24 protein-coding genes are annotated in these 24,703 nt (G+C 60.1%); 11 read left to right on the forward strand and 13 right to left on the reverse strand.

The features are described from left to right. The 6 genes from AC1D0Z_RS03055 to AC1D0Z_RS03080 form a co-directional block, all read left to right on the forward strand. A partial coding sequence (locus AC1D0Z_RS03055; RefSeq protein ID WP_477656766.1) for an adenylate/guanylate cyclase domain-containing protein occupies positions 1-746 on the forward strand: 746 nt, incomplete at its 5' end. Between the two features lie 35 nt (positions 747-781). Then, on the forward strand, positions 782-1,573 hold the full coding sequence (locus tag AC1D0Z_RS03060) for a 3',5'-cyclic-nucleotide phosphodiesterase (protein ID WP_477656767.1): 792 nt from the start codon (positions 782-784) through the stop codon (positions 1,571-1,573). Beyond that, positions 1,570-3,975, forward strand: coding sequence for a GspE/PulE family protein (locus AC1D0Z_RS03065; protein WP_477656768.1), 2,406 nt, complete (start codon positions 1,570-1,572; stop codon positions 3,973-3,975). The genes AC1D0Z_RS03060 and AC1D0Z_RS03065 overlap by 4 nt, the downstream gene beginning before the upstream one ends. A 146-nt stretch (positions 3,976-4,121) precedes the next feature. Continuing rightward, the gene (locus tag AC1D0Z_RS03070) at positions 4,122-4,589 is read left to right on the forward strand and encodes a pilin (RefSeq protein WP_477656769.1); all 468 of its coding nucleotides are present in this window, start codon (positions 4,122-4,124) and stop codon (positions 4,587-4,589) included. A gap of 115 nt (positions 4,590-4,704) precedes the next feature. After that, the gene (locus AC1D0Z_RS03075) at positions 4,705-6,519 is read left to right on the forward strand and encodes a PglL family O-oligosaccharyltransferase (protein WP_477656770.1); all 1,815 of its coding nucleotides are present in this window, start codon (positions 4,705-4,707) and stop codon (positions 6,517-6,519) included. A 70-nt stretch (positions 6,520-6,589) separates the two neighbouring features. Continuing rightward, positions 6,590-8,320 carry a PglL family O-oligosaccharyltransferase gene (locus tag AC1D0Z_RS03080; RefSeq protein ID WP_477656771.1) on the forward strand — a complete coding sequence of 577 codons (1,731 nt, stop codon included), beginning with the start codon at positions 6,590-6,592 and terminating at the stop codon, positions 8,318-8,320. A gap of 308 nt (positions 8,321-8,628) precedes the next feature. Here AC1D0Z_RS03080 and moaC read toward each other — a convergent pair whose 3' ends face one another. Beyond that, complete coding sequence (gene moaC / locus AC1D0Z_RS03085; protein WP_477656772.1) at positions 8,629-9,114, reverse strand: cyclic pyranopterin monophosphate synthase MoaC; 486 nt, start codon at positions 9,112-9,114, stop codon at positions 8,629-8,631. Positions 9,115-9,155: 41 nt separating this feature from the next. Between moaC and tfpZ the strand changes: the two genes are divergently transcribed. Next, positions 9,156-9,932: a TfpX/TfpZ family type IV pilin accessory protein gene (tfpZ, locus tag AC1D0Z_RS03090; protein WP_477656773.1), complete on the forward strand. Its 777-nt coding sequence runs from the start codon at positions 9,156-9,158 to the stop codon at positions 9,930-9,932. A gap of 13 nt (positions 9,933-9,945) precedes the next feature. Next, on the forward strand, positions 9,946-11,550 hold the full coding sequence (locus AC1D0Z_RS03095) for a M48 family metallopeptidase (protein WP_477656774.1): 1,605 nt from the start codon (positions 9,946-9,948) through the stop codon (positions 11,548-11,550). Here AC1D0Z_RS03095 and AC1D0Z_RS03100 read toward each other — a convergent pair. The 3 genes from AC1D0Z_RS03100 to AC1D0Z_RS03110 form a co-directional block, all read right to left on the reverse strand. Then, positions 11,506-11,859 (reverse strand): phage holin family protein, encoded by a 354-nt coding sequence (locus AC1D0Z_RS03100; protein WP_477656775.1) that lies wholly within the window; start codon positions 11,857-11,859, stop codon positions 11,506-11,508. The two genes, AC1D0Z_RS03095 and AC1D0Z_RS03100, sit on opposite strands and share 45 nt — an antisense overlap. Positions 11,860-12,017: 158 nt before the next feature. After that, positions 12,018-12,467, reverse strand: a complete 450-nt coding sequence (locus AC1D0Z_RS03105; protein ID WP_477656776.1) for a hypothetical protein — start codon at positions 12,465-12,467, stop codon at positions 12,018-12,020. Between the two features lie 79 nt (positions 12,468-12,546). Further along, positions 12,547-13,272 (reverse strand): TerC family protein, encoded by a 726-nt coding sequence (locus AC1D0Z_RS03110; protein WP_477656777.1) that lies wholly within the window; start codon positions 13,270-13,272, stop codon positions 12,547-12,549. 492 nt (positions 13,273-13,764) lie between these two features. On the opposite strand from AC1D0Z_RS03110, the gene AC1D0Z_RS03115 reads away from it, so the two are divergent. After that, positions 13,765-14,232 (forward strand): DUF3717 domain-containing protein, encoded by a 468-nt coding sequence (locus tag AC1D0Z_RS03115; RefSeq protein ID WP_477656778.1) that lies wholly within the window; start codon positions 13,765-13,767, stop codon positions 14,230-14,232. A gap of 76 nt (positions 14,233-14,308) precedes the next feature. After that, entirely contained in the window at positions 14,309-14,623 is a 315-nt protein-coding gene (locus AC1D0Z_RS03120; RefSeq protein WP_477656779.1) for a DUF2007 domain-containing protein, read from the forward strand. Between the two features lie 265 nt (positions 14,624-14,888). Here the strand turns inward: AC1D0Z_RS03120 and purB are convergent, their stop codons facing one another. Continuing rightward, entirely contained in the window at positions 14,889-16,280 is a 1,392-nt protein-coding gene (gene purB, locus AC1D0Z_RS03125; RefSeq protein ID WP_477656780.1) for an adenylosuccinate lyase, read from the reverse strand. 175 nt (positions 16,281-16,455) lie between these two features. Here purB and AC1D0Z_RS03130 point away from each other — a divergent pair, with 175 nt between their 5' ends. After that, positions 16,456-17,073 carry a glutathione S-transferase family protein gene (locus AC1D0Z_RS03130; RefSeq protein WP_477656781.1) on the forward strand — a complete coding sequence of 206 codons (618 nt, stop codon included), beginning with the start codon at positions 16,456-16,458 and terminating at the stop codon, positions 17,071-17,073. Between the two features lie 263 nt (positions 17,074-17,336). Here the strand turns inward: AC1D0Z_RS03130 and AC1D0Z_RS03135 are convergent, their stop codons facing one another. The 8 genes from AC1D0Z_RS03135 to AC1D0Z_RS03170 form a co-directional block, all read right to left on the reverse strand. Then, entirely contained in the window at positions 17,337-17,801 is a 465-nt protein-coding gene (locus AC1D0Z_RS03135; protein WP_477656782.1) for a nuclear transport factor 2 family protein, read from the reverse strand. Between the two features lie 8 nt (positions 17,802-17,809). Beyond that, complete coding sequence (locus tag AC1D0Z_RS03140) at positions 17,810-18,580, reverse strand: SDR family NAD(P)-dependent oxidoreductase (RefSeq protein WP_477656783.1); 771 nt, start codon at positions 18,578-18,580, stop codon at positions 17,810-17,812. A gap of 97 nt (positions 18,581-18,677) precedes the next feature. Then, positions 18,678-19,280, reverse strand: coding sequence for a DUF3833 domain-containing protein (locus AC1D0Z_RS03145; protein ID WP_477656784.1), 603 nt, complete (start codon positions 19,278-19,280; stop codon positions 18,678-18,680). Beyond that, a complete protein-coding gene (locus tag AC1D0Z_RS03150; protein WP_477656785.1) occupies positions 19,277-20,548 on the reverse strand; it encodes an MFS transporter in 1,272 nt (423 codons plus the stop codon). The genes AC1D0Z_RS03145 and AC1D0Z_RS03150 overlap by 4 nt, the downstream gene beginning before the upstream one ends. 38 nt (positions 20,549-20,586) lie before the next feature. Continuing rightward, complete coding sequence (locus tag AC1D0Z_RS03155; protein ID WP_477656786.1) at positions 20,587-21,198, reverse strand: chalcone isomerase family protein; 612 nt, start codon at positions 21,196-21,198, stop codon at positions 20,587-20,589. An 8-nt stretch (positions 21,199-21,206) separates the two neighbouring features. Beyond that, positions 21,207-22,493, reverse strand: a complete 1,287-nt coding sequence (locus tag AC1D0Z_RS03160; RefSeq protein ID WP_477656787.1) for a class I SAM-dependent methyltransferase — start codon at positions 22,491-22,493, stop codon at positions 21,207-21,209. After that, positions 22,490-23,263: a DUF1365 domain-containing protein gene (locus AC1D0Z_RS03165; protein WP_477656788.1), complete on the reverse strand. Its 774-nt coding sequence runs from the start codon at positions 23,261-23,263 to the stop codon at positions 22,490-22,492. The genes AC1D0Z_RS03160 and AC1D0Z_RS03165 overlap by 4 nt, the downstream gene beginning before the upstream one ends. Beyond that, positions 23,260-24,576, reverse strand: coding sequence for an NAD(P)/FAD-dependent oxidoreductase (locus tag AC1D0Z_RS03170; RefSeq protein WP_477656789.1), 1,317 nt, complete (start codon positions 24,574-24,576; stop codon positions 23,260-23,262). Before AC1D0Z_RS03170 ends, AC1D0Z_RS03165 begins: the two co-directional genes overlap by 4 nt. Positions 24,577-24,703: the final 127 nt, after the last annotated feature.

Consider the following 24,703-nt stretch of genomic DNA (forward strand, 5'->3'; position numbering starts at 1 on the left):
GTTTTACCAAAATGTCAGAGTCGATGGAGCCAACCCAGTTGCAGGCATTGCTGAACAGTGTTTTCAGCCGGTTGACAGATCTGATTCGTAGCAATCGGGGCACGATTGACAAATACATGGGTGACTGTGTGATGGCGTTTTGGGGTGCCCCCGTCGATACGCAGGATCATGCTGGACTAGCAGTTAAAACGGCGCTTGAGATGTCGAATGCAGTCAGAAAGATCAACGAGGAGCACAAAATCAAGGGTTTACCCGAGATTGGGATAGGCATCGGGATCAACACCGGCACGATGTGCGTTGGCGACATGGGTTCCGATATCCGCCGCAGTTACACCGTGATAGGCGACTCTGTGAACCTGGGGTCGCGGCTGGAAGGGCTGTCCAAAACCTACGGGGTCGACATTGTGGTCAGCGAGTCCACGCGAAAACAGGCGAACGATTTTGCGTGGCAAGAATTGGACAAAGTTCGTGTAAAAGGCAAGGATCAGGCGGTGTCCATTTTCTGGCCGTTGGCGCCAGTGGATCGAATCGACAAGGACACCGCCGCGGAACTGAAAGCCTGGGGCATGGCACTTAAAGCCTATCGTGCTCAGGATTGGGATCAATGCGACGTGCAATTACTCAATTTACATCGGATAAATGGCAAAAAGTTCCTTTACCAGCTGTACGCAGAGCGTGTAGCCTCCATGAGACTGTTGCCTTTTGATCCGGAATGGGATGGCGCAACCAATTTCGAAACCAAATAGCAAACCCTCCAAGTCAAGGCCAACCGGAAAACCACATGAAAGTACGTGTACTCGGCTGCTCGGGAGCCATTGCTAAAGACTGCCGAACCACGTCTTTTTTGCTCGACCATGACTTGCTGGTCGATGCCGGAACAGGAGTGGGGGACCTCACGCTGGATGAGATGGCTGGCGTGGACCATGTGTTGTTGACGCACTCGCACCTCGATCACGTAGCCGCTCTGCCATTGATGGTAGATGCCATTGCTGCCCGTCGTACAACACCCATACAGATTCACGCCTTGCAGGGAACGATCGATGCGCTGAAGGCGCATATTTTCAATAACACTATCTGGCCTGATTTTTCCCGAATTCCCAGCGCCGAGGCGCCATTCATCAGTTTTCATCCACTGGAGGTCGGGCAAACCCTGTTATTGGCCGGCAAGCAAATAGAGGTGCTGCCAGCCGTGCACACCGTTCCTGCAGCAGGCTACGCGGTAGCCACAGGAAAGGGCTATTGGGTGTTCACGGGTGACACCGAGCAAAACCCGGCTTTATGGGCCCGTATCAATCAAGTAAGGGTTGCCATGCTGGTTATCGAGACTGCGTTCAGCAATCGCGAGCGCGACCTGGCCAAGCGAAGCCTCCACCTTTCTCCCCATGCTCTTGCCGATGAACTCGATTGCATTGAGCGAGGAAACAGTTATCCCATCTATATAACCCACACGAAGCCAGCTGAAACTGACCTGATCATGGCCGAGATACAGCGTTTTGACCAAACCCGCCCGTTTGGTCCGAATGTGTCGCATGACATTCGGTGGTTGAGGGCGGGCCAGGAGTTTGAACTATGAGCGCCGTGTTGCAACGTGATCCTGAGGACGAATTTTTTGACTCCCAGATGCTGCCTCCCCAGGAGCGCGGCGTTACTTTTGAGGCGCTGTATTTCCGGCAACTTCAGCTGGTTACCAATCGAATTCATGAGACGGAAAATGTTGAGCAGATCATGCTCGAGGCCAGCCAGGACATCTGCAAGCTTTTTAATGCGGACCGGCTGACGCTTTATGCCGTGAACGAAGATCGCAGCTCCATTGTTTCCAAGGTCAAGACTGGGCTCAATACCAGCCGTGACCTGAAACTCCCGGTCAGTGCACAAAGCATTGCGGGTTATGTCGCGATGGCTCGCCAAATGGTGAATATTGCGGACGTCTACGATGAGGAGACACTGAAGAAAATCCATCCTGCCTTGAGCTTTCTCCAGGAAGTCGACAAACGCTCGGGATACAGAACAAAACAGATGCTGGTGGCYCCCGTCATGGATGGGGACACTTTGTATGGCGTCCTGCAGGTTATCAACAACCGCAGCGATCAGCCCTTCGGAAAGCTTGAGGAAGACGGTGCGCTGCAGCTTTGCAAGACCCTGGGTATTGCCATCCGCCAGCGAATGCAGAAAGCTGGGGACAGCCAAAGGCGCAAAGCTACAAAGTACGACGGTCTGGTCACGGAAGGTGTGCTCTCCCAGGAAGAATTGCAGCAATGCATCCTTCAGGCCCGGGAAGAAGGTCAATCTGTCGAGCATATGCTCATGGCCAACTTCCACATTCGGCCGACTCAGATTGGTGCCTCGCTTGCCAAGTTTTTCGGTGTTCCCTACGAAGCATTCAATGCCGGGCGAATTCGCTCGGAGATGTTGCATGGTGCGTTAAAACGGGATTTTATTGAGCAGCAGGGTTGGATTCCGCTGGAGGAAACTACCGAGGGCCTTGTGATCATGTGTGTGGATCCGGAGGCAGTGCGGGGAGCTCGCGTGGTTCCGCAGGTGTTTTCCCGCGTCTCAAAATTTTCCTACCGCGTTACAACCCAGACGGAATTTGAGGAAACCCTGGGGCAGCTTTTCGGGATGGTTGCAGACAGTAGCACCATTGACCAACTGCTTGCAGACATGGACTCCCCACTAGAGGGTGAGTCGAATGACGACTCTTCGCTGGAGTCCGCCGCAGCAGACAACGAGCTGGTCAAGTTTGTCAACAAGGTCATCATTGACGCATACAACCAGAAGGTTTCGGACATCCACATCGAGCCGATGCCCGGAAAAGCCAAAACCGGTATCCGGTTTCGCATTGACGGTACCTTGCAGCCCTATATTGAAGTGCCGGCGCAGTTTCGCCAAGCCATGGTCACACGCCTCAAGATCATGTGCGACCTGGATATCTCTGAAAAGCGCAAACCGCAAGATGGGAAGATCAAGTTCAAGAAATACGGCCCACTGGACATCGAGCTTCGGGTCGCCACGATTCCATCCGCCGGTGGTGTGGAGGACGTGGTCATGCGGATTCTTGCCGCAGGTGAGCCGATCCCACTTGAAAAACTCGGGCTGACCGCGCACAACAAGGAGCGACTGGAGAAGACCGTCTCAAAGCCCTATGGTCTTTTTTATGTATGCGGGCCTACTGGCTCAGGCAAGACTACAACGCTGCACTCCATCCTCAAATTCCTCAACACTCCTGATACCAAAATCTGGACTGCCGAAGATCCTGTGGAAATTACACAGAAGGGTTTGCGCCAAGTCCAGATTAACAGGAAGGCGGGTATCGACTTCGCACTGGTCATGCGTGCTTTCCTGCGAGCTGATCCGGACATCATCATGGTCGGAGAATCGCGAGACAAGGAAACTGTGGCCATGGGGGTTGAGGCATCGCTGACGGGCCACATGGTTTTCTCGACACTGCATACCAATTCGGCCCCTGAATCCATCACGCGCTTGCTGGACATGGGCATGGACCCCTTTAATTTTGCAGATGCGTTGCTGGGTATCCTGGCCCAACGCCTGGCCAAAAAACTCTGCGACTGCAAARAGGCCTATCAACCGAGTTCGCAGGAGATCAAGGATTTCATCAAGGAATATTCCGAAGAATTGCGCCATACCGAAGCCTGGAAAGCCGATCCTGGTGGGGAGTCACAAAAGCTTTTCGAGGACTGGATGGAGCGTTACGGCAAGGATGACAAACTGACTTTGTACCGTGCGGTTGGCTGCGACAAGTGCAACAAAACCGGTTACAAGGGCCGCGTTGGTTTGCATGAACTCATGATTGCTGACGATGCCGCCAAAAAACTGATCCAGGAACGCGCCCGCGTAGCGGAGCTTTTTGCAAGTGCTGTCAACAGCGGCATGCGCACACTCAAGATGGACGGAATGGAAAAAGTACTTATGGGCCTGACGGACCTGAAGATGGTCCGATCGGTCTGCATCAAATGACAAAAATGTCATTGGATTCAGTGTCATGAGTCAAAAAGGTAAGCTGGTCGCCTTTTACGGTCCAAAAATCACGAAAAAGAAGGCTCTTTAACGTGGCACAAAAACTGCAGTTAAGACGAGCTAGTTTTTTCAACCAAGGAGTTTTTATGAAGCGTTCTATGCAAAAGGGTTTTACCCTGATCGAATTGATGATCGTCGTGGCGATTATCGGTATTCTGGCTGCGGTGGCTCTGCCTGCTTATCAGGATTACACCAAGCGCGCCAAGCTGTCTGAAGTGATTCTTGCTGCTTCTGCTTGCCGCACGTCCATTACTGAAACCTTCCAGTCCGCTTCGAGCCTGCCAACGGCTGGTTCATGGGGCTGCGAGTCGACAGTGTCGACGAGCAAGTATGTCAACCGTATCCAGACCAACGCAACTGGCACCGTCAGCGTTCAAGTGTCGGATACCATCAATGACTCCACGATCGGCAGCACCTGGATTGCCTTGGTTCCTTCCGATCCAGCAGGTGGTACGCTGGCAGCCGGTTCCCTGGTCAAGCAGTGGATCTGCGGCCCGAGCACGGCTTCCGGTACGCCAGTCAAGTATTTGCCAGGTTCATGCCGCGGCAACTGATAGGTCTTCCTGTCTGTAAAAAGGCACCTCCGGGTGCCTTTTTTTGTGGGCGCAAGAAAAGCGGTCAGAATGTGGCCAGCTCAAATGTAGGCTTTTGCATGAAGTGGACAGAAAAATGACGGTGCGGGCGCAAGAACAACGGGTGTGGTTGATCTACCTCGTGGGGTTCATTGTTTTTGGACTGCCGGCACTGGTTGGCTACGGCACCATCCCGTTGACGAACTTCACAGCCGAGGCGCTATGCGTGACCGGTCTGGCGTTGATGTTGATTCTCCTGGGCGCCGATGCCGTCTTTCTCATCGAGAGACGGGTGGAATTTCTGGCGGCTGTGGGGGCTTTCGTGCTGCTTTTCGCGGTGGCGCTGCTTCAGTATGCTGCATTCGGGCGGCAGCAAATGGACGCTTACCTTGTGGTGTTTGGATACCTTGTTTGTGCTGGCTTGTCCGTGGGGGCAGGACATGCGGCATGCGCCGGAGAGCACGCCATGAACTGGTTTCAGGCGAGTGCCAAAGGTCTCGCCATCGCTGCGACCCTTGCTGCATTTGCATCTGCCGCGCAATATTTCGAGCTTGACGCCCGCTGGCTGCTCATCTCCCCGGTCAGTGATGCCGGTCGAACTTTTGGATTTATCCGGCAGCCCAATCACCAGGGCACTTTCCTGAATCTGGGCCTGGTCGCTCTGGTTTTTCTTCAACGCACCGGCAGCATCCGTACGTGGCTTTGGTCCTTGTTGAGCCTAGTCGTGATCTTTGGCATCACCACCACCGGTTCCCGGACAGCGCTATTGCAGGTCTTCTTCATATCCATGTGCATGGCGGCATCGTCCTTTCGCGACCGTCGAGGTCTTGTCAAAGCGGTTTTTCCGATTGCGCTTGTGGGTGCGATCTGGCTAGTGCTTTTTCTTGTGAGCAGGTCCGGCGGGGCCGAGTTTTTCGGTGTTCAGAAGCTGGCACAGACTTCTTCGGAAGGGCTTGGTATGCGCTCTGCCGCGTGGCGCCAGACTGCACTTATGGTGATGGAACATCTTTGGGCGGGCAACGGAATACTGCGATATTCCGCTACATTTTTCCTGGGTGGCGCCGGTATCGAGGTGGGAGTCGGCATGTCTCATTCCCACAATCTCCTCCTGCAGCTGGCGTTCGATTTTGGTTTGCCCGTTGCGATTCTGTTCTTCAGCTTGATCGCGTGGGTACTGTGGCGAGCCCGAGGCCTTTTCGCGACCAGTTACGGATTTTTAGCGTTTGTTTGCCTTGGGTGCCTATTGATTCATTCACTGGTCGAGTTTCCTTTGTGGTACGCGTATTTCCTGCTGCCGGCATGCTGGTTACTCGGTACCCTGACATGCAGCCGGCGCCCAGGCGCGGCTCGGTCTGACGCCGATCTGTCGGACCCCGGCAATTGCGGGGAAAGAACGCCCGCGCCGAAGGCTGTACGCATGGCGGCCGTACTTGCCGGAATCTCAGTGCTGGGCGTTACCTTATCGATGAACCGCGACTACTATCTTTTGACGCCGGTTTACGCTCCCGGCCTGGTTAGTACCCAGGCCGAAAGATTGAAAGATGCCGAACGCGTCTTCTGGTTCCGCCGCTACGCAGATTTTCCGGGCCTTCAGCTCGAAACAGTGAGCGAAACAAATTACGAATCCCATCTCAAGCGCGCGGCTGCAATCGGCTGCGTAATGACGGAGATCTGGTTTCAAAACTCCACCATATTGGCGCTGGCTCAATCCGGAAGGATCGACGAGGCGAAATGGATTCTCTATATCGTCTGGAGAATGAGCAACGGGCAAGTGGACTCTTTCAAGAACGCGTTGATGGGCAGCAAACTACCTGTGGCGCGTCAATTGGTGGAATACCTTCAAAACCCCGTACCGGTGCCTAAAGCGACAGCGACTTTTGAGCAAGCCTGCTACGGACGCGCGGCCAGCTAGATGGGGTACAAGCGATCAGTGCGTAGCTCGTGTGTGGCGCAGGCCCGTCGAGCCAATCAAAGCAGCCAGTTTGAACTGCGCTTCCGGCGACGGCCCATTCATGCTTGAGACGGGAATGGAAAAAAAGGTGCTGTGCGGCATGTCCGGCCTTGCCGTCATGCTCATGCTGGTGACCTGGTTAAACCCCTTTGCCGGCGGGCCTAGCCCGGCTGTTGTGCCGCTGGCAATATCGTGGATTTGCGGCGCTCTTCTCCTGGCTGGAGGGAATGCGGAGCGTGGCCTGTTGCTCAAGGCAGGGCTTGCGGGAATGCTCTTCCTCTTCTGGGTTTCTTTATCAGGCGGGGGAACACGTCCGTGGCAAGACATGATGCTGCTCGCAGGCGCCATGTGCTGCATTGGTGCTGCTGCATTGTGGGCAAGTGGCTACGGCTTCGGATGCCGGCGAGCGATTTGCTGGGTTTGGCTTATTGCGGCATTGTCAAGCTGCGCAATCGGGCTGTGCCAGTATTTCAACCTGGCTTCGCCGTTGGCGCCTTGGGTGAATGTGTCACCTGTCGGCGAGGCGTTTGCCAACTTACGGCAACGCAATCAGTTCGCATCCCTGACCAATATTGGATTGCTTGCGTTGCTGTGGTTCGCGGCTCATGGCCGGATGCGTGTCTCGGCCGTGCCGATGGCGGTGTTGCTCGCTGCGGGCAATGCTGCCTCAGCATCGAGAACAGGGCTTCTGCAGCTACTTCTCATCACTGCACTCATATGGTTTTGGAAACCTCCCGGGCGCTCACGGCTGCTGGAGTTGTGTCTGTGGGCGGTTGTGGCCTACTTTATCTCGGCACTGTCCTTGCCCTGGTTGCTGCAGCTTGTCAGTGGTGCGGTAGGAAATAATGTCTTCGGCCGCATTGCGGGCGAGGGTGGCTGCAGCAGCCGGATGGTGCTGTGGTCAAACGTGCTGGAGCTGATTGCGAACAGGCCGTGGCTGGGCTGGGGGCTCAATGAGCTGGACTACGCGCATTACATTCATTTGTATCAGGGGCCCCGTTTCTGTGAAATCCTGGACAACGCACACAACCTTCCGCTGCATCTTGCTGTCGAACTGGGCGTTCCGGCAGCCGTTGTGATCTGTGCAGGTTGTGCATGGCTGGTCTACCGGGCCAAGCCGTGGCGCGACACCGACCCCACCCGTCAGCTGGCGTGGGGGGTCATCTTGGTCATCCTGCTTCACAGTATGCTGGAGTATCCCCTTTGGTATGGCCCGTTCCAAATAAGCTTCGGGCTGTGCCTGGGCTTGTTGTGGATAACCTCTTCGCCGGGTGGCACGGCAACCGCAAAGGCCACAAGCCTCCCCGGATGGGCGGTAAAAAGCAACGGACGCCGACGCGTATTGCTTACTCAAACCCTGCTGGCGGCGCTTTCAATCGCGGCGCTGGTGTACGCCGTCAATAGCTATCACCGGGTCAGCCAGATCTATCTACCGCCTTCTGAGCGGAGTCCGGCTTACCGCGAAAATACCCTGGAAAAAATCCGGGGAGCCGGGTTTTTTCAGAATCAGGTGTTTTTTGCGGAGTTGAGTGTTACAGCTTTGACGGTCGGGAATGCGGAGGCGATCAATTCCCTTGCGTCAGAGTTGCTCCACTATTCACCAGAACCCCGGGTGATTGAAAAAGTCATTGAGAGCGCGGTCATGCTGGGCCGTGACGATGAGGCCCTGATGCATCTCGCGCGTTATCGAGCGGCATTTCCGGAGGAATACTCCCGATGGAAGCAAATGAATACGCTTCAATCCGGCCTTCTTCCGGGCTGAGGTGATCGCACCTCTATTGGCCGGCTGGTTTGCGGCACCACTTTGACGAGCCTCTGCAGCGTTGCCCGGCACGATAACGCGGCGAGCTGCTGTATGAGAACGACGGGTTGGCGCAGTTGCATGGGCTGCTCTCGGGGACGCCGCTCAATACTCTGAGTCAGTGTTGGGAGCGAAGCTTCTGTCCTTGCGCAACATGAAGGATGCGTTGACAAGCGGCATCCCGGATCTTCCTCATTTCCTAACCGGCAACGGTGTAGGGTAAGGTTGTGAGGCTCCTCGCGCAGCCGCCTTTTCCGCTGTACCTTCGCTCAAGTGTTGACAAAGTGCCCCGATTTCCCGCCATGCTTTTCAAGAAGGCGCACGTCGGTAATGGTCATTCCCCGATCCGCCGCCTTGCACATGTCGTAGATCGTGAGCAAGGCTATCTGTACTGCCGTCAGCGCCTCCATTTCCACCCCGGTCGGGCCCACAGTTTCCACGCTTGCTACACAGGCAACGCGGGCGTTCGCCACATCGGGCTCGAAATCGATGGACACCCGGCTCAATGCCAGTGGATGACACAGAGGAATCAAATCGCTGGTGCGTTTTGCCGCCATAATGCCGGCGATCCTCGCGACACCCAGTACATCGCCTTTTTTTGCCGTGCCCTCTAAAATCAGCGCCAACGTGGACGGTTTCATGGCAATTTTCCCTTGCGCAATTGCGATGCGATGGGTCGCAGCTTTGGCGCCCACGTCAACCATGTGGGCCTGGCCGTTCACGTCAAAATGGGTCAGCGGTGAAGTCGTTGTCATACCGTTACAAAACCTTTACAACCAACCCCCATCATAAGAGCATGTCTAGCACGCAAAGCCTTTTAAAGAGCCGGTTTCTGGCTGCCGGCATTCATCTGGCTGCAAGCCTGGCTGTTGCGCTATTGGCGGCAGCCCTCGTCTTTGAAGTCTGGTACCCCTATCCCTATCGGGAAATATCGGGCGGCCGTGAGCTGTTTTTGCTGCTGGTTGCTGTGGATGTGGTCATGGGGCCTTTATTGACGCTGGCAATTTTCGACCGGAGAAAATCCAATAAGGTACTGCGCCGGGACCTCACCGTCATCGGCCTGCTGCAAGTGGCGGCTCTTGCCTATGGCTTGTGGACCATGCTGCTGGCGCGCCCCGTGCACTTGGTCTTTGAGCTGGACCGATTCCGCGTAGTGCATGCCGTGGATATCCCGCCCGAGGCGTTGCCCCAGGCGCCTGCCGAGTTCCAGCAGCTGCCGCTCACTGGGCCCACGTTACTGTCAATACGTGAGTTCAAAGACTCCAAAGAAAGCTTTGACGCTACCATGGCCGCAGTACAGGGTTCGGCACTGAGTGCGCAGCCGGCATTGTGGCAAGGCTACCAAAAGGCACAAACCCAGGTCGTCCGCGCGAGCCGCCCCCTGGCCGAATTGAAAACCAGGTTCCCAGAACGCGTGGCCGAAATCGACGCTGCGTTGAAATCGCAATTGCCGTCGCGTTCGTCCGAAACCGTCGGCTACGTTCCCATGGTGGGCCGGCAGACTTTCTGGACAGTCTTCGTCGACGCCAAAACTGCAGAGGTACTCGCATTTGCACCCATTGACTCCTTCTAGGCGAGCTATGTCGATGAGGCCGCGACTGATCCTGACCCGGCTTGCGCTGGCCGGTCTTGTATTCGTGGCTTCCGGCAATGCTTCGCTAGCCCAAGCGCCCATTGGTGTGGCGGGAGGAACCACGGGTTCATTGCCGTCGCTGGGAGAGACCTCCGACCTCGCGGCAGCGGCGGAGCGCCGCATTGGTGACCGCATTGCCGTCAGCATCTACCGTGACCCGGACTACATTGATGACCCGGTGCTCGGTGATTACCTCCAGGGCATCTGGCTGCCGCTCGTAGCCGCGGCAAGGGCCAGGGGCGAGCTCAATGCCGAGCTTGAAGAGCGCTTTGCCTGGCAAGTTTTCCTGATCCGTGACCGCAGCATCAATGCCTTTGCCTTGCCCGGAGGTTATTTCGGCGTGCACCTGGGCCTGTTGGCTGCAGTAGGAAGCGCCGATGAGATGGCCGCGGTGATGGGCCACGAGCTGAGCCATGTCACCCAGCGGCATATTGCGCGCATGCTGACCCAGCAATCACGCCAGACCCCCTGGATGATCGCTGCCATGATCCTTGGCGTGCTGGCCGCCGGGAAGAGCAGCAACGCAGGAAGCGCCGCCGTGGTGGGCGGGCAAGCGGTGGCGATGCAGAACCAGCTCAATTTCTCCAGGGACATGGAGCGTGAAGCTGATCGTGTGGGTTTCGGGGTCATGACCGACGCAGGTTTTGAAAGCCGCGGTGTGTCGGCCATGTTCGAGAAGCTGCAGCAGGCCTCGCGCCTCAATGACAATGGCGCCTTTCCTTACCTGAGGTCGCATCCGTTGACGACCGAGCGGATCGCCGAAGCGCGCGCGCGCGTACAACTGTCTTCCACGGAAGCGGCAAAGCCCACGCGCGAAAAAGAAGTCGAGGCCGGCAAGGCCCGTTTGCTGCACGCCATGATGGCATCGAGGGCACGCATCCTGGCCGCCCCCGGCGTTGATGTGCTGCGCTCCATGGTGGCGGAAGCCCAACGCCACGCCGGTCCTGTTGCCGTATTGCAGCCGCTTCCCACTGCCGATAACGTGCGAGATGCCGGTGTCCTCTATGGTGGCGCTTTTGCAGCGGCCCGATTGCGTGATTTCGCTACGGCCAAAAGCCTGCTGGAGCGATTGAGGCCGCTTGCAGGGGGGGCACCGCAAGCCGCCAATGCGGCGGATTTGCTGGCTGTTGAACTTGATTTGATGGCCGGCGTGGTGCCACCGACGGCGGCAGCTGCCGATATTTCCAGGGCGACATCTCGCGCGGAGGTGTTGTTACAGTCCCAGTCCCTGATGGCCGCGAACCGTGCGCCGGAAGTTTCAAGCCGCCTGCAAGGCTGGGTGACGGTGCACCCCAAGGATGCGATGGCCTGGCAACTGCTTGCGGTCGCGTATGGCAAGCAAAACAAGCAGGTTCAGGCAATTCGCGCCGACGCTGAAAGCCGCGCCGCCCAGATGGACTATCCAGCAGCACTGGACCGTTTCAAGGCGGCGCAGGGAATGATGCGTAGCAATCCCGGCAGTGCCGACTATGTCGAGGGGTCGATCATCGACACGCGGACCCGCCAAACGGAACTACTTGTTAAAGAGCAGGCGCTCCAGGACAAAGTCGATCGCTAGCTGCAGCACGGAATAAATCAGTGAGCCGATCAGCGCGGCGGTAAAGCCCGTGACCTTCAGGCTGTCGATCAGACCAGCCGCAGCCCAGAACATCAGTGCGTTGATGACGAACAGGAACAAACCCAACGTCACCAGCGTCACGGGCAATGTCAGCAAAACCAGGATAGGCCGCACCACAGTGTTCAGAGCACCGAGTACCGCTGCTGCAATCAATGCCCCGGTGAAGCTGGTCACCATGACTCCGGGGTAGAGATAGGCAACGGCCAACAAGGCCGCTGCGCTTAACAACCATTTGAGGATGAGTTTCATGGGCAAAGAATACCACCGCCTTGCCCAGCCCGGCCTCCAGTGTTTTGACGAACACACGCGGACTACGCTGCGACTTTGGCTTCCTCAGGGCCGCGCAATCCGGGCAGCGTTCAAGCCCGGGAAACCCTTTCCCGGACTCAGCACTTCATGTAATGCCGTCAGTCGCTGGCGACCAGCAGCCCGGCACCTGCCAGCGCGGTGGCATAACCCAGAATGCCGTGGCTCTCCTGGGCCTGCGTTGCCGTAACAGGCTGCATGTCCTGGCCGAATTTCGGCCGCCGGGCATCCAGCACGCGTGCGACGCCATACTGTTTGATCAGACCCTCGGTCTGGGTGATCAGGGTGGTCTGGGCCAGCTGGGTCAACACGGTATTGCCCTCTTTCTGAAGAAGGGGTGTCAGTTGCGCGAATACCTTCTCGGCCCACTTGCCGCGCCAGCTTTCGCGCGCACTGTGTGTCACCCATTTGCTGACGCGGTGCGTCACGCGGGGCGCGCAGCCGACCACGATCCAGCGGGTGGGGCTGTGGGCCTCGCCGGCCGGCAGCATGGGTTGCAGCATCTGCAGTGCATATGCGGCATCGTCAATGTACACAATGATGTTGTCCATAAAGTTCTCCTTGAGTTGTCGTCGTTTTAGAAGCTTGCTGGCTGAAAGAGGGGCATACGCCCCCCACGGGTTGCTGGGTTCAATGGGGAATCAGGTCGGCATCCTGTGACCGTGAGCGCCGTGTGGCCCACCATCCGGCGCCCAGGACGCCGGCCACCGCAAGGGCGTAGGTCGCCCACTGCGCGGCAAGGTGCAGGGTTTCAGCGGAAGGCATGGTGCCCGGGCCGCCGTAAATAGGGTCGAGCAACTGCTCGCTCACAATCATCTTGGCGGCGGTAAAGGCCAGAACGGCGGCGCCGATATTGATGATGACGGGAAAACGTTCCACCAGCTTGAGCACCATGGTGCTGCCGAACACCACGATAGGGATGCTGACCAGCAGGCCGATGACCACCAGGTCAAACGAGCCGTGCGCAGCACCAGCCACGCCCAGCACGTTGTCGATACCCATCAGTGCGTCGGCCACCACGATGGTTTTCATCGCGCCCCAGAAAGTGTGGGCAATTGGGCCGTCGTGTTCCTTGTTGCCTTGGTCTGCCAGCAGCTTGTAGGCAATCCACAGCAGGCCCAGGCCGCCCASCAGCATCAAGCCGGGGATTTTCAGCAGCCACACCACGCCAACCGTCATGGCCGAGCGGACCACAATGGCGCCGACCGTGCCCCAGACGATGGCTTTTTTCTGCAGTTGGGGTGGGAGGTTGCGGGCAGCCAGGGCAATCACGATGGCGTTGTCGCCGGCGAGCACCAGGTCAATGAGGATGATCGCCAGCAGGGCGGACCACCAGGGGGCAGTAAATAGTTCCACGTCACACTCCATGTCAAGTTTCGACTTGGAAACCCGCGCGACGGCGCACGACGGATTTCCGGCTTCGTGAAACCGGAGCGGGTGTGATAGTGGCCTTGGAGCGGCGTAGATGGACGCCGGGAATGCCTCGATCAAACCCGTTCAGGTTTCAATCGAAGGTCTGGCTCGACATGCAGTGTCGCTGCATGCCCAACAAGCCGGAAGTTTCATTCAACTTCGTAATGACGACTTGTTGTTAGCGATTTTGCTGTGGTGTCTGTTTTCGTATATTGCAGCAAAACGAGGGAGTTACTCCCCTTCGTCTGGCTATTTGACAATAAAAAAAGATTTTTTGCAACCCGGTTTTGCCGCATGCCGGCCTGATGCGGAAATGTGGCCAATTTCCCCAATGGCGGGCGGACCAACCCGTCTGCCCGATAATGAACGGCCCGGCGCTGCACCTCACGCTCGCTTCATCCGCTCAGCGGCAGCCCCACTTAGACCCATCGTTCCATGCCCGGCATCCACATTACCGACATAGAAGCCGCCATCAACTACTGGCGTGACAAAAAACCTTCACCCGATGGCGTGACGCTGGCGCCCGAGTTGCGTGCGCTGGCCGAGGTCTATGCGCTCATGGTTTTCTACCATGAGGACGAGGCCGACGAAAAAAGTTTTCCGCCCAAGGCGCTGGCGGCGTGGCGGGTCTGGTACGACACAACCGCCGACACGCCCTGCATCGCCATTTGCTCGACCAGCCAGGGGGACGCCCTGTGCAAGGGTTGCGGCCGCACATTTGACGAAGTGCAGCACTGGCCCGAGATGACACCTGCCGAGAAGCGCGGCACCTGGCGGCGCATTACGCAGGAGGCCACGGCCTGGCGGTTTGGCCGCTACGCGGACCGCGCGCTTGAGAACAGGGACAAGGATGCGCAGAAAGACGCGTCGCCTGTCGCCCCCGAAGCCACGCCAAAAATGTAGCAATTTAGGCTCGCAGCCCATGCACGACGGGCGCAAGCAGCTATGAATTTGATAGTGATGCCGCTACACTGACTCCATGCTCAGACTGACACGCGCCCCGAATATCGCCATTGCCGCGCTGTGGGTCGATGTGCTGCAACAAGCAGGTATTGCTGCCAGCGTGCAGCGTTATTTTCTGGGCAGCGTCGCCGGAGAGCTGCCGCCGGACCAGTGCCAGCCCGAAGTCTGGCTCACCCATCACGAACAGGAATCCCGCGCCCGCGAGCTGCTCCACAACCTGCAGAACATGCCGCAGCGGCGCTGGCTGTGCGCCTGTGGTGAAGTCGTCGAGGGCGGGTTTGAGCAGTGCTGGAATTGTGGACTAGCCCCCACGGTCGCTCACTTCGTGTAGTTTCCTGCGTCCCGAGGGGGCCGCCCGCCTGCGGCCTGAAAACTGACACACCCCTATCGGGCTCACTGCGTGTAGCCCTTTTCCCCTTGCAGGGGACGGTGCCTGCGGCCCGGCAAAGCCGGTTCCGCGGCACCCATTGAAGAGTCCGATGGGCGTAACTAACGGGGTATTCCACCAGTGGGGGCCGCGGGTCCGGCTTTGCCGGCCCCAGGCGCCGCCCCCTTGCAGGGGGGAACAGGCTACACGCAGTGAGCCTGGACGGGGGTTAGACCCTTTTAGCCAGTTCGGCCGCCATGCCGACATAGCTGCCGGGCGTCATTTTCAGCAGGCGCTCTTTTTCTGCTGCAGGAATTTCCAGCGAACGGATCAGGGCGTGCAGGTCTTCGGCCTTGACGGTTTTGCCGCGCGTGACTTCCTTCAGCTTTTCGTAAGCGCCCTGCACGCCGTAACGGCGCATCACCGTCTGGATCGGTTCGGCCAGCACTTCCCATGAGGCGTTCAGGTCATCACCCAGCGCTTCGCGGTTGAGTTCGAGCTTGTTCAGGCCCACGCCCATCGAGTTATAGGCCAGCACGGCGTAGCCGAGCGCCACGCCCATGTTGCGCAGCACGGTCGAGTCGGTCAGGTCGCGCTGCCAGCGGGAAATCGGCAGCTTTTCGCTCAGGTGGCGCAGCAGCGCGTTGGCCAGGCCCAGGTTGCCCTCGGCGTTTTCAAAGTCAATCGGGTTGACCTTGTGCGGCATGGTCGAGGAACCGATTTCGCCGTCCTTCAGGCGTTGCTTGAAGTAACCCACGCTCACATAGCCCCAGATGTCACGGGCCAGGTCGATCAGGATGGTGTTGGTACGGGCCACCGCGTCAAACAGCTCGGCCATGTAGTCGTGCGGCTCGATCTGGATGCTGTAGGGCTGGAAAGTCAGGCCCAGGCCCAGCGGCTCAGGCGTTTCGATCACATTGCGGCTGAAGGCTTCCCAGTCGAAGTCGGGCCAGGCCGAGAGGTGGGCGTTGTAATTGCCCACTGCGCCGTTCATCTTGGCCATCAGCTTGACGCCTGCGATCTTGTCACGCGCATTGGCCAGGCGCACCACCACGTTGGCGATTTCCTTGCCCACCGTGGTCGGGCTGGCCGTCTGGCCGTGCGTGCGGCTCAGCATGGGTTCTTCGGCATACACGTGGGCCATTTCGCGCAGCTGCGCGATGACCTTGTCCAGCGCCGGCAGTACCACCAGGTCGCGGCTGCTTTTAAGCTGCAGCGCGTGGCTGGTGTTGTTGATGTCCTCGCTGGTGCAGGCAAAGTGCACAAATTCGCTGGCGCCCTGCAGCTCCGGCCGGGCTTCGAATTTCGATTTGATCCAGTATTCGACGGCTTTCACGTCGTGGTTGGTGGTCTTTTCGATCTCTTTGATGGCCGATGCATCAGCTTCCGAGAAGTTTTTCACCAGGCCCAGCAGATACGTGCGGGCACCGGGGCTCAGCGGCTTGAATTCGGCAAATTTGGCATCGGAAAGCGCGATGAACCACGCCACTTCCACCTGGACCCGGCGGTGCATATAGCCCTGTTCGGACATCAGGGGGCGTAACTGGTTCAGTTTGCTGGCGTAGCGGCCGTCCAGCGGGGACAGGGCATTGATCGTGGAGAAAGGGGGGGAAGAGCTCATCCCCCAATTGTAGGCTTGGCGCCTGCCGCGCCCGCCGGGGCGCAGGCAGGTGCGGCGGGCTCAAAAGTTGTGCATATTTGAGAATCTTCTTGCCCTGCCCGTTACACCCGCGTCAGCCCGGCCATAGGCTTACTCGATAGAATGCTCTTCCCCCGGACCACGATCTCACATCATCATGAAACTCATCGGATCCGCTACCAGCCCCTATGTGCGCAAGGTGCGCATAGTGATGGCCGAAAAAAAGCTCGACTACCAGTTTGTCCTGGAAGATGTCTGGGCAGCCAACACCACCATCCAGGCCTCCAACCCGCTCGGCAAGGTGCCCTGCCTGGTCATGGAAGGCGGCGAAGCCGTCTTTGATTCCCGCGTGATCGTCGAATACCTCGACACCCTCTCACCCGTCGGCAAGCTCATCCCCGGCCAGGGCCGCGAGCGTGCCGAAGTCAAAACCTGGGAAGCGCTGGCCGACGGCCTGATCGACGCCGCCATCCTGGCCCGCCTCGAAGCCACCTGGGGCGGCCGCAGCACCAAACAGCGTAGCGACGCCTGGATAGACCGCCAGATGGGCAAGATCGAAGCCACCCTCAAGGCCATGAGCACCGGTCTGGGCGACAAAGCCTTCTGCAGCGGCATTCACTTCAGCCTGTCCGACGTCGCAGTCGGCTGCGCGCTGGGGTACCTCGACCTGCGTTTCACGCAGATCAACTGGCGCGAGATGTACCCCAACCTGGCCAAGCTGCAGGACAAGCTGATGCAGCGGGCGAGCTTCGCGGAAAGCATTCCGCCGGGCTGAGGTCGCGGGCATTTTCTCCGCATCCGCTGCGATTTTGCTATGTATTTAATAGCTGGCAGCGCGCGCTGTTATTGGCTAAAAGGCACAATTGGCGCCTAAAAAAAGGCCCTCCAGCGATCTTGGGGCTCTGTTGGCGGTGCCAAGGGGCATCACGGGCCGTTTGAGGCCCGAAACAGATCCATTTCAGCCATAAAAATGGCCTTAAGCCCAATCAGGGTGCGCGCAAGCAGCTATTAAAACCATAGCAGCAACGGCGCAGGCGCTCACTGGCCGGCGCGCTTTTTCAGCCAGCGCATCAACCCGCCCACCACCGGCAGCTTTTCGTACAACTCCTCCGCCGCATCCCAGTAGTCGCGGTGAAAGTCCACCAGGCCGTTGCCGGTGAACTTCAGGTGGGAGCTGCCGCGCACGGTCTGCAGGGTCGCGCGGTCGAAGTTCTTGAAGTGGAACTCGAAGTTCCATACCAGGAAGCACTGGTCGCCCTGCGCGACGGTGTCGGTGACCACAAAACGCGGCTGGTCGAGCGCTTCGTACATGTGGCTGAAAATGCCGCGCATTTCGGCCAGCCCGCGCACCTCGTTGAACGGGTCCTTGAAGTAAACACCCGGGGTGTAAATCTGGTCGAGCAGCTCCAGCGCGGCCGGCGACAGGTGTTCAAAATACGCCACCACGCGCGCGACCTGGGCGTCGAGCCGGCTGGGTGGTGCAGGATAGGCAGGTTCGGTCATGGCCAATCTTAAAGCCCGGTGAATTTGCGGATCAAGGGGAAATACAGCGTGCGCGGCAGCAGGCCCAGCAGCTTCATCCAGAGGGTGAAACGTTTCGGAAAGTGGATCTCAAAGCGGCCGGCGGCCCAGCCGCTGAGCATGGCCTGGGCCGCTTCGGGCGGCTTGATGAGGCCGGGCATGGCGAACTGGTTCTGCGCGGTCAGCGGTGTCTCCACAAAACCCGGGCAAACCAGGCTCACGCCGACGCCGCTGTCCTTGAGGTCCAGGTACAGCGTTTCAGCCAGATTGATGAGCGCAGCCTTGGTCGGGCCATAGGCCAGGCTTTTGGGCAGGCCGCGGTAGCCGGCCACGCTGCCGACGAGGCTGATGTGGCCCGCCTTGCGCGCCAGAAAGCCGGGCAGCACCGCGTCCAGCACATGCAGGGCGCCGCGGTAGTTGATGTCGTCATGCCGCAGCATCTCGTCCAGGCTGTAGCCGGTGGCGCGCTGTTCCTTGTAGTAGCCGGCGCAGTAAAGCACCAGGTCCAGCGGGCCCGCGCTTTTGACGGTCAGCGCGGCCGCATGTACCGCTGCGCGCTTGCCGACGTCCAGCGGCAAGGCTACTGCGCCCGGGTGGCGTCGCACAAATGCCGCCAGCGCTTCGGCATTGCGCGCCGATACAAACACCCTGGCGCCCTCGGCGTGCAGCGCGTGGGCTGTGGCCTCGCCGATGCCACTGGAGGCACCGACCAGCCAGACGGAGCGGCCTCGCCAGTCGGTGATGGGAAGATTGAGGGGCATGGCGGGGATAATTTGTGGTTGTTTTGCTATAAAATCAATAGCTGCTTGCGCGCGTCAGTATTGGGTTACAGCCTGTTTCTTAACTTAGGTCACCAGTTCAGCGCTTGACGAATGAGAGCGTGACCTCGCCCAGGCGAATGCCGTACTTGCGCATTTCGGCCTTGTTCAGCATCACCTTGTCGTTCATCAGGTACATCCAGTCGTCGAACTGCACCTCAACCGTCTTTTGGGCTCCCGCGCCTGCCGCTTCACCTGGCCCGTCCAGCGGCAGCTTGAGCGTGTAGCCCCAGCGGAAAGCATTGCCTTTTTCTTCGCCGGCGGCTTGCCCCACAACGTCCGCTGCGGTGCCGGTGTAGCGCCCGTCGGCGCCGCGCCTGAGCGTCCAGATGCGGCGGTCTTTGGTGCCGTCTGAATAGGTGAAGTCTTCATCGAGCACACCGGTTTCGGCGCCGGGCGGCCCCTGCCAGCTGCACTTCATCACCACGGTGAAGCGCTTGACAACCTTGCCCGAGCGGTCGGTGAAGACGCCGTAAGCGTCCAGCGTGCCGCTGAAATACTGGCGTAGGTCGAGCACGGGCTTTTCAGCGGCGTAGTCGGTGATCTCGGGGCCGGCACAGCCGGCCAGCATGGCGGCAGCCAGTGCGACAGCCGGCGCCAGCCGGGCAAGGCGAAAGCCGTTTCGGGGAACAGGGTGATTCATGGTGGGGTGCTTTCAGGGTGCCGGATGATGAAGAGGTAGAGACTGCCCGCGGCCAGCAGCTTGAGCGCGCAGGGCAGCACGCAATAGGCCATGACCAGCGCGTTGAGTGCGCCCGCGTCACGGACACCGGGCGCATAGCCGAACAGGCCCAGCAGCGGCAACGCCAGCCCGGCGGCCAATGCCAGGTTGAGCTTGGTGGCAAAGTTCCACCAACCAAAATAGGCGCCTTCGGCCCGGCCCGACTGGCCGCTGGCCTGGATCACGCCGGCCAGCATCGCACCGGGCAGCGTCAGGTCAGTGCCCAGCGCTGCGCCAGAGAGCGCGCAGACCAGGGCAAAAGCCAGCGTCTGGCCGGCACCCAGCTGCGCGGCCCAGGCAAACACGGCAATGGCCAGCAGCATGCCCAGCAGCCAAGTGCGTGCCAGGCCCACCCGCCTGACGACGGCCAGCCAGAGCGGGATGGACAGCGCTGCGCACAGGAAATAGCTGCCCAGGAAGAGCGGCTCCAGGTGCGGCGGCGCCTGCAGGCGGTCCTGGATGAAAAACAGCACCAGCGTGGCGGGCACCGCGCTGGCAATACCGTTGAGCATGAACACGGCCAGCAGGCGGCGAAATGCCGCCGACCCAAACGGCAGCCAGAGCCCGAAAGCCGCCGATTGCGCAGGATGGCCGTGAGGTCTGGCTGCTGCGGGGCGTGTGCTGGGCCTGAGCGAACGCGCCCAGGCCAGCCAGCCTGCTGCCAGCGCCACAAAAAAGATTACGGTGGTTGCAGGCAGCCCCAGCGTGACAGGTGTGATCGAAGCTGTCACGACGCCGACCAGGCCCAGGCCCTCGCGCCACGCCACGATGCGGCTTCGCTGCGCTTCATTGCCGCCCAGCATGGCACCCCATGACTGGTGCGACACACTCAGGGCGCTGTAGGCCGCATAGGTCAGCACCAGCATCACGGTGGCCCAGGCAATGAGCGCGGCCGGTGCACGCACGGGCGGGAAAAACAGCAGTGAAAAACCCAGTGCCAGCACCACGGCGGCAATGGCACCGAGCGCCAGCACCGCCCGCGCCGAGCGGGCAAACAGCCGGTCACTGAGGCGGCCCAGAAGCGGGTCGATCAGGGCGTCAAACAAGCGCGCGCCCAGCAAAATCGCGCCCAGGGTGGCCAGCGGCACGCCGAACGCACGCGCGTAGTGGTTGGGCAAAATCACATACAGCGGCAGCGCCACAAACGCCAGCGGCAGGCCCAGCAGGCCATACGCCAGGCCATTGCGCATGCTGAAGGCGCCTGCGGCTGCGCCAGGCCGCTGCCCAGTCACTTCGCCGCTCCGGCCAGCAGGGCGTCGCGCAGAGACGGTTCAGACGTCCGGGGCGACAGCCAGATGCCGAAAAAAAGCCTGGCAAATTCCGGGTCGCGAATTTCCCCGCCGGCTTTGCCATTGATCCAGAAAGCCGCGCCCGTGCCGGGCCGGTGCACCCCGAGGATGCGGTCGCCTTTTTTGACATCGGGAATCACGCGCAGCAGGTCGCGTTTCCACTGGTCGGCCTGGGCATCACTGAAAGTCCCGCTGCGGCGCATTTCCTTCAGGGAACGGCTCGCGATGTCGGCCGCGTCAAAAGCGCGCAGGTAGGCAAGCTCCAGGGCCAGGGGCTGGCCCGCGTAGCTGCCGGGGCCAAAACCGGGCGGTGCCCAAAGGCGCGCGTCATACACCTCAAAGCCCCACACGGTGAGGCGGCCTTTGCCGATCAGGCGGCCCTGGGGCAGCGCTTCTGCCAGCTCTGGCCGGGAGCCTGTGGGAACGGCCGGGCCGGTGACGGCGCTGTCCGGCGACGCCGCAGCGCGGTTGGCATCGCCCGCCGGCTGTGCCAGGGCGCCCGTGCACAGGGTGACCAGTACGGCTGCCGCAGCCAGGGTGTTTTTAGCCACTGCCGGCCTCAGCGCCTGCGCAGCGTGAACTGCACCACGCTGGTGTTGGCTTCGGCAAAAGCAGCTTCGCAATAGCTCAGGTAGAACTCCCAGATGCGGATGAATTTTTTGTCGAAACCGAGCTGGAGCACCCGTGACTCCTGGGCCATGAAGTCGTCGCGCCAGAGCCTGAGCGTGCGCGCGTAATCCTGGCCGAACGCGAATTCGTCGACCACGTCGAAGCCGGCCGCTTCAGCCTGCGCACGAAACTCGCGCGGGCAGGGCAGGCAACCGCCGGGAAAGATGTACTGCTGGATGAAGTCGGTGGAGGCGATGTAACGCTCCCACAATCCGTCGGCCATCACGATGCTCTGGATGCAGGCGTGGCCGCCGGGTTTGAGCAGCCGGTGAATGGTCCGGAAATACTCGGGCCAGTATTCGCGGCCCACCGCCTCGACCATCTCGATCGAGCAGATGGCGTCGAAGGGCGCATCAGGAGTGGTCTTGCCGATGTCGCGGTAGTCCTGCAGGCGCAGGTCATGGCTGGCCCCGTTGTCCTGTGCGTATGCCGCGCGTCTTGAAGGCGGCTCTGCGCGGCGTACCTTCAGGCCATCCAGGCGTTTTTGCGCCCAGGCGAGTTGTTCTGTGCTGAGGGTCACGCCGACGATAGCCGCGTTGAATTCCGTGGCGGCCATTTCTGCCAGCGCACCCCAGCCGCAGCCGATTTCGAGTACACGGTCACCGGGCTTGACCTGGGCCATGTTCAGCGCGCGGCGGACCTTGGCGTGCTGGGCTTCCTTCATGGGCGTTTCAGGCGACTCGAAAATGGCCGACGAGTAGTTCATCGTGCTGTCCAGCCAGAGCGCATAAAAAGCATTGCCCAGGTCGTAGTGGGCGTGGATGTTTTTCTGGCTGTTGGCCTTGGTGTTCCGGTTGAGCAAATGCCGGATGCGGTAAACCAGGCGGCCCAGCCAGCTGCCGTAAATCACATCTTCCACTTCCTTGCGGTTGGCGATGAACACCTGCATCAGCTCAGTCAGGTGCGGCGTCGTCCAGTCGCCGGCGATGTAGCTTTCGGCAAAACCAATATCCCCTGAGCGCAAGGCGGCGCTGCAGGGGTTCCAGTTGTGCAGGTGCAGGCTGGCCGTGGGTGCGCCGCCGGAGCCAAAACGCTGCAGCGAGCCGTCGGGCAGGCACACCGTCAGTGAACCGTGCTTCAGGCGGCGCAACAGGTTGAGTGCAGTACGCGCGGCCGCAGGGGCGTCACCCGGAATACCGAATGCCTGTGAGGCAGGGGAAGTGTGGAGTATGTTCATCGCGTCACAAAGGTTTCGGGAGGCTTGGGTTTTCGGACAAAAGGCACGCGCTTGAGCCAGAGCCTGGCGGCCTGCCAATGGATGCGTGCGACCACGCCCAGCGTCATGGCGGGATGGCGCCACAGGGCCTTGCGCAGGCTGGCGCGGGTGACGGGCTCCAGCGTTCCGCTGACGCTGGTTTCCAGAAGCGGCCCGTCGTTGTCGTCATAGTCGATGCGCGCGGTGGTTTTTTTCAGGCCGTCGTTGTCGATGTGCAGGAAACGAAAACGGTAGCCGCCCTCGAGCGTGCAAAACGGCGAGACATGGAACACCTTGCCGGCCCTGAGTTCTTGCCCGTACTGCGGCGCGTCCAGCAGGTAGCAGTGGCGCTCGCCGAAGGTGTTGTTCACCTCGACCAGGATGGCGCGCAGTGTTCCGTCGGGACGGTGGCAATACCAAAAGCTCACCGGCTTAAAGGTATGGCCCAGCACGCGCGGGTAGGCGTGCAGCCAGACTTCACCGGTGGCGTCTTCCACGCCTTCGCGCAGCAGCAACGCGTCGAGCCATGCCAGGGCGTCGCCGCCGCCGTCGCCGTGGTCCCTGTCAAAGAAACTCAGCGCGCCCCAGCGGTTGCGCGGCAAGGCGCCGCTGCCGTACAGCTGCAGGCTGCGCATCGGCAGCATGAGGAAATAGGTGGGATAGTTGAAGGCATTGCGCGCCGGGCGAAGACGCGTATGGCGCACCTCGCCAAAACCGATCAGCGGCTGCGCTGGTGAAATACCGGCCTTCATGCAGCCGCCCAGGTGTCCTGCAGCAGCAGGCGGGCCGCCTGCAGGCCCGACTTCAGCCCGTCTTCGTGAAATCCGTAACCTGTCCACGCGCCGCAGAAATAGGTGTGCTGCCGGCCTTGCAGCCCGGCCACGCTTTTCTGTGCGCGGATGGCTGCGAGGTCGAACACCGGATGTGCATAGTCAAATTCGCCCATGATGTGTTTACGCGCAATGTCGTGAACCGGATTCAGCGACACCAGCACAGGCTGGGCAAACGGCAGGGGCTGCAGCATGTTGAGCAGGTAATGCAGACACACGCGGGCGGATTCGCCACCGCTTCCCGCAATGCCTTCCTGTGCGCGCTCGTAATTCCAGGCGGCCCATGCCGATTTTTTTTTCGGCAGCACCGAGGCGTCGGTGTGCAGCACCGCGCGGTTGGGCTGGTAGCGGATGGCGCCAAGTGCTTCCTGCTCGGCGTTGCTAGGGTCCCGCAGCAGCGCCAGTGATTCGTCGGAGTGCGCGGCCAATACGACCTTGTCAAACTGTTCGGTGCGGCCATCGGTGACGATGCGCACGCCCTGGGTGTCGCGCTCGATCAGGCGAACCGGGGTGTTCAGCCGCTTGTCGCCGATCTTTTCAATGATTTTGTCGACGTAGCGGCGTGCTCCCCCGGAAACGGTCCACCACTGGGGCCGGTCTGTGATCTGGAGCAGGCCGTGGTTGTGGCAAAACCGGATCATGGTGGCCACGGGGAATTGAAGCATCTGGTCGGTCGGGCAAGACCAGATGCAACCCATCATTGGCAGGAAATACCAGTCGCGGAATTCGCCGGAAAACTTCTGGCTCCGCAGGAAGTCGCCGAGCGGCTGCAGCATCTCGGCGTCCGCGCCGGACATCGCGAGGCGGGTCGTAAGGCGGTTGAAGCGGACGATGTCGCCCAGCATCCGCCAGAATTTCCAGTTCACGAGGTTGCCGCGCTGGGCAAAAACGCTGCCCAGGCTGGTGCCGCTCCATTCAAGGCCCCGCCCTTTCAGGGCGCCGGGTACTTTTACCGAGAACGACATGTCCGAACGTGCCGTCTCCACACCGAGCTCTGCAAACAGATTGATCAGGTGGGGATAGGTGCGTTCGTTGAACACCAGGAACCCGGTGTCCACACCATGTGTCACGGGCCCATCCGGCGTGGGCAGCGTGATGTCGACCGTGTGGGTATGGCCGCCGAAATAGGCGCCGGCTTCAAACAGGGTGACGTCTGCGAGTCCCTGAAGCGCGTGCGCGGTAGCGAGCCCCGAAATACCCGAGCCGACGATGGCAACGCGGACGGGGCGGCTCATGCCGCGGTCCTGGCCAGCCCGGCAGGGGGCGGAAATATAAAAATGCTGCGAAGCGCCCCGGCGCGAACGAGGGAGGGAGGGAGGAGGAGGAGCGCCCCGGGATTGCAGCTGAACCTGGACGGCTCAG

The organism is Polaromonas sp. P1_E3, from assembly GCF_056405935.1.

Bases quoted from the DNA above. Each gene is read 5' to 3' on its own strand.
- AC1D0Z_RS03150 (WP_477656785.1), bottom strand. From the start codon at position 20,548: ATGCGCAATGGCCTGGCGTATGGCCTGCTGGGCCTGCCGCTGGCGTTT.
- AC1D0Z_RS03165 (WP_477656788.1), bottom strand. From the start codon at position 23,263: ATGAAGGCCGGTATTTCACCAGCGCAGCCGCTGATCGGTTTTGGCGAG.
- AC1D0Z_RS03160 (WP_477656787.1), bottom strand. From the start codon at position 22,493: ATGAACATACTCCACACTTCCCCTGCCTCACAGGCATTCGGTATTCCG.
- AC1D0Z_RS03075 (WP_477656770.1), top strand. From the start codon at position 4,705: ATGACGGTGCGGGCGCAAGAACAACGGGTGTGGTTGATCTACCTCGTG.
- tfpZ (WP_477656773.1), top strand. From the start codon at position 9,156: ATGTCTAGCACGCAAAGCCTTTTAAAGAGCCGGTTTCTGGCTGCCGGC.
- AC1D0Z_RS03095 (WP_477656774.1), top strand. From the start codon at position 9,946: ATGAGGCCGCGACTGATCCTGACCCGGCTTGCGCTGGCCGGTCTTGTA.
- AC1D0Z_RS03135 (WP_477656782.1), bottom strand. From the start codon at position 17,801: ATGACCGAACCTGCCTATCCTGCACCACCCAGCCGGCTCGACGCCCAG.
- AC1D0Z_RS03140 (WP_477656783.1), bottom strand. From the start codon at position 18,580: ATGCCCCTCAATCTTCCCATCACCGACTGGCGAGGCCGCTCCGTCTGG.
- AC1D0Z_RS03105 (WP_477656776.1), bottom strand. From the start codon at position 12,467: ATGGACAACATCATTGTGTACATTGACGATGCCGCATATGCACTGCAG.
- AC1D0Z_RS03115 (WP_477656778.1), top strand. From the start codon at position 13,765: ATGCCCGGCATCCACATTACCGACATAGAAGCCGCCATCAACTACTGG.
- AC1D0Z_RS03060 (WP_477656767.1), top strand. From the start codon at position 782: ATGAAAGTACGTGTACTCGGCTGCTCGGGAGCCATTGCTAAAGACTGC.
- AC1D0Z_RS03130 (WP_477656781.1), top strand. From the start codon at position 16,456: ATGAAACTCATCGGATCCGCTACCAGCCCCTATGTGCGCAAGGTGCGC.
- moaC (WP_477656772.1), bottom strand. From the start codon at position 9,114: ATGACAACGACTTCACCGCTGACCCATTTTGACGTGAACGGCCAGGCC.
- AC1D0Z_RS03100 (WP_477656775.1), bottom strand. From the start codon at position 11,859: ATGAAACTCATCCTCAAATGGTTGTTAAGCGCAGCGGCCTTGTTGGCC.
- AC1D0Z_RS03120 (WP_477656779.1), top strand. From the start codon at position 14,309: ATGCTCAGACTGACACGCGCCCCGAATATCGCCATTGCCGCGCTGTGG.
- purB (WP_477656780.1), bottom strand. From the start codon at position 16,280: ATGAGCTCTTCCCCCCCTTTCTCCACGATCAATGCCCTGTCCCCGCTG.
- AC1D0Z_RS03070 (WP_477656769.1), top strand. From the start codon at position 4,122: ATGAAGCGTTCTATGCAAAAGGGTTTTACCCTGATCGAATTGATGATC.
- AC1D0Z_RS03145 (WP_477656784.1), bottom strand. From the start codon at position 19,280: ATGAATCACCCTGTTCCCCGAAACGGCTTTCGCCTTGCCCGGCTGGCG.
- AC1D0Z_RS03170 (WP_477656789.1), bottom strand. From the start codon at position 24,576: ATGAGCCGCCCCGTCCGCGTTGCCATCGTCGGCTCGGGTATTTCGGGG.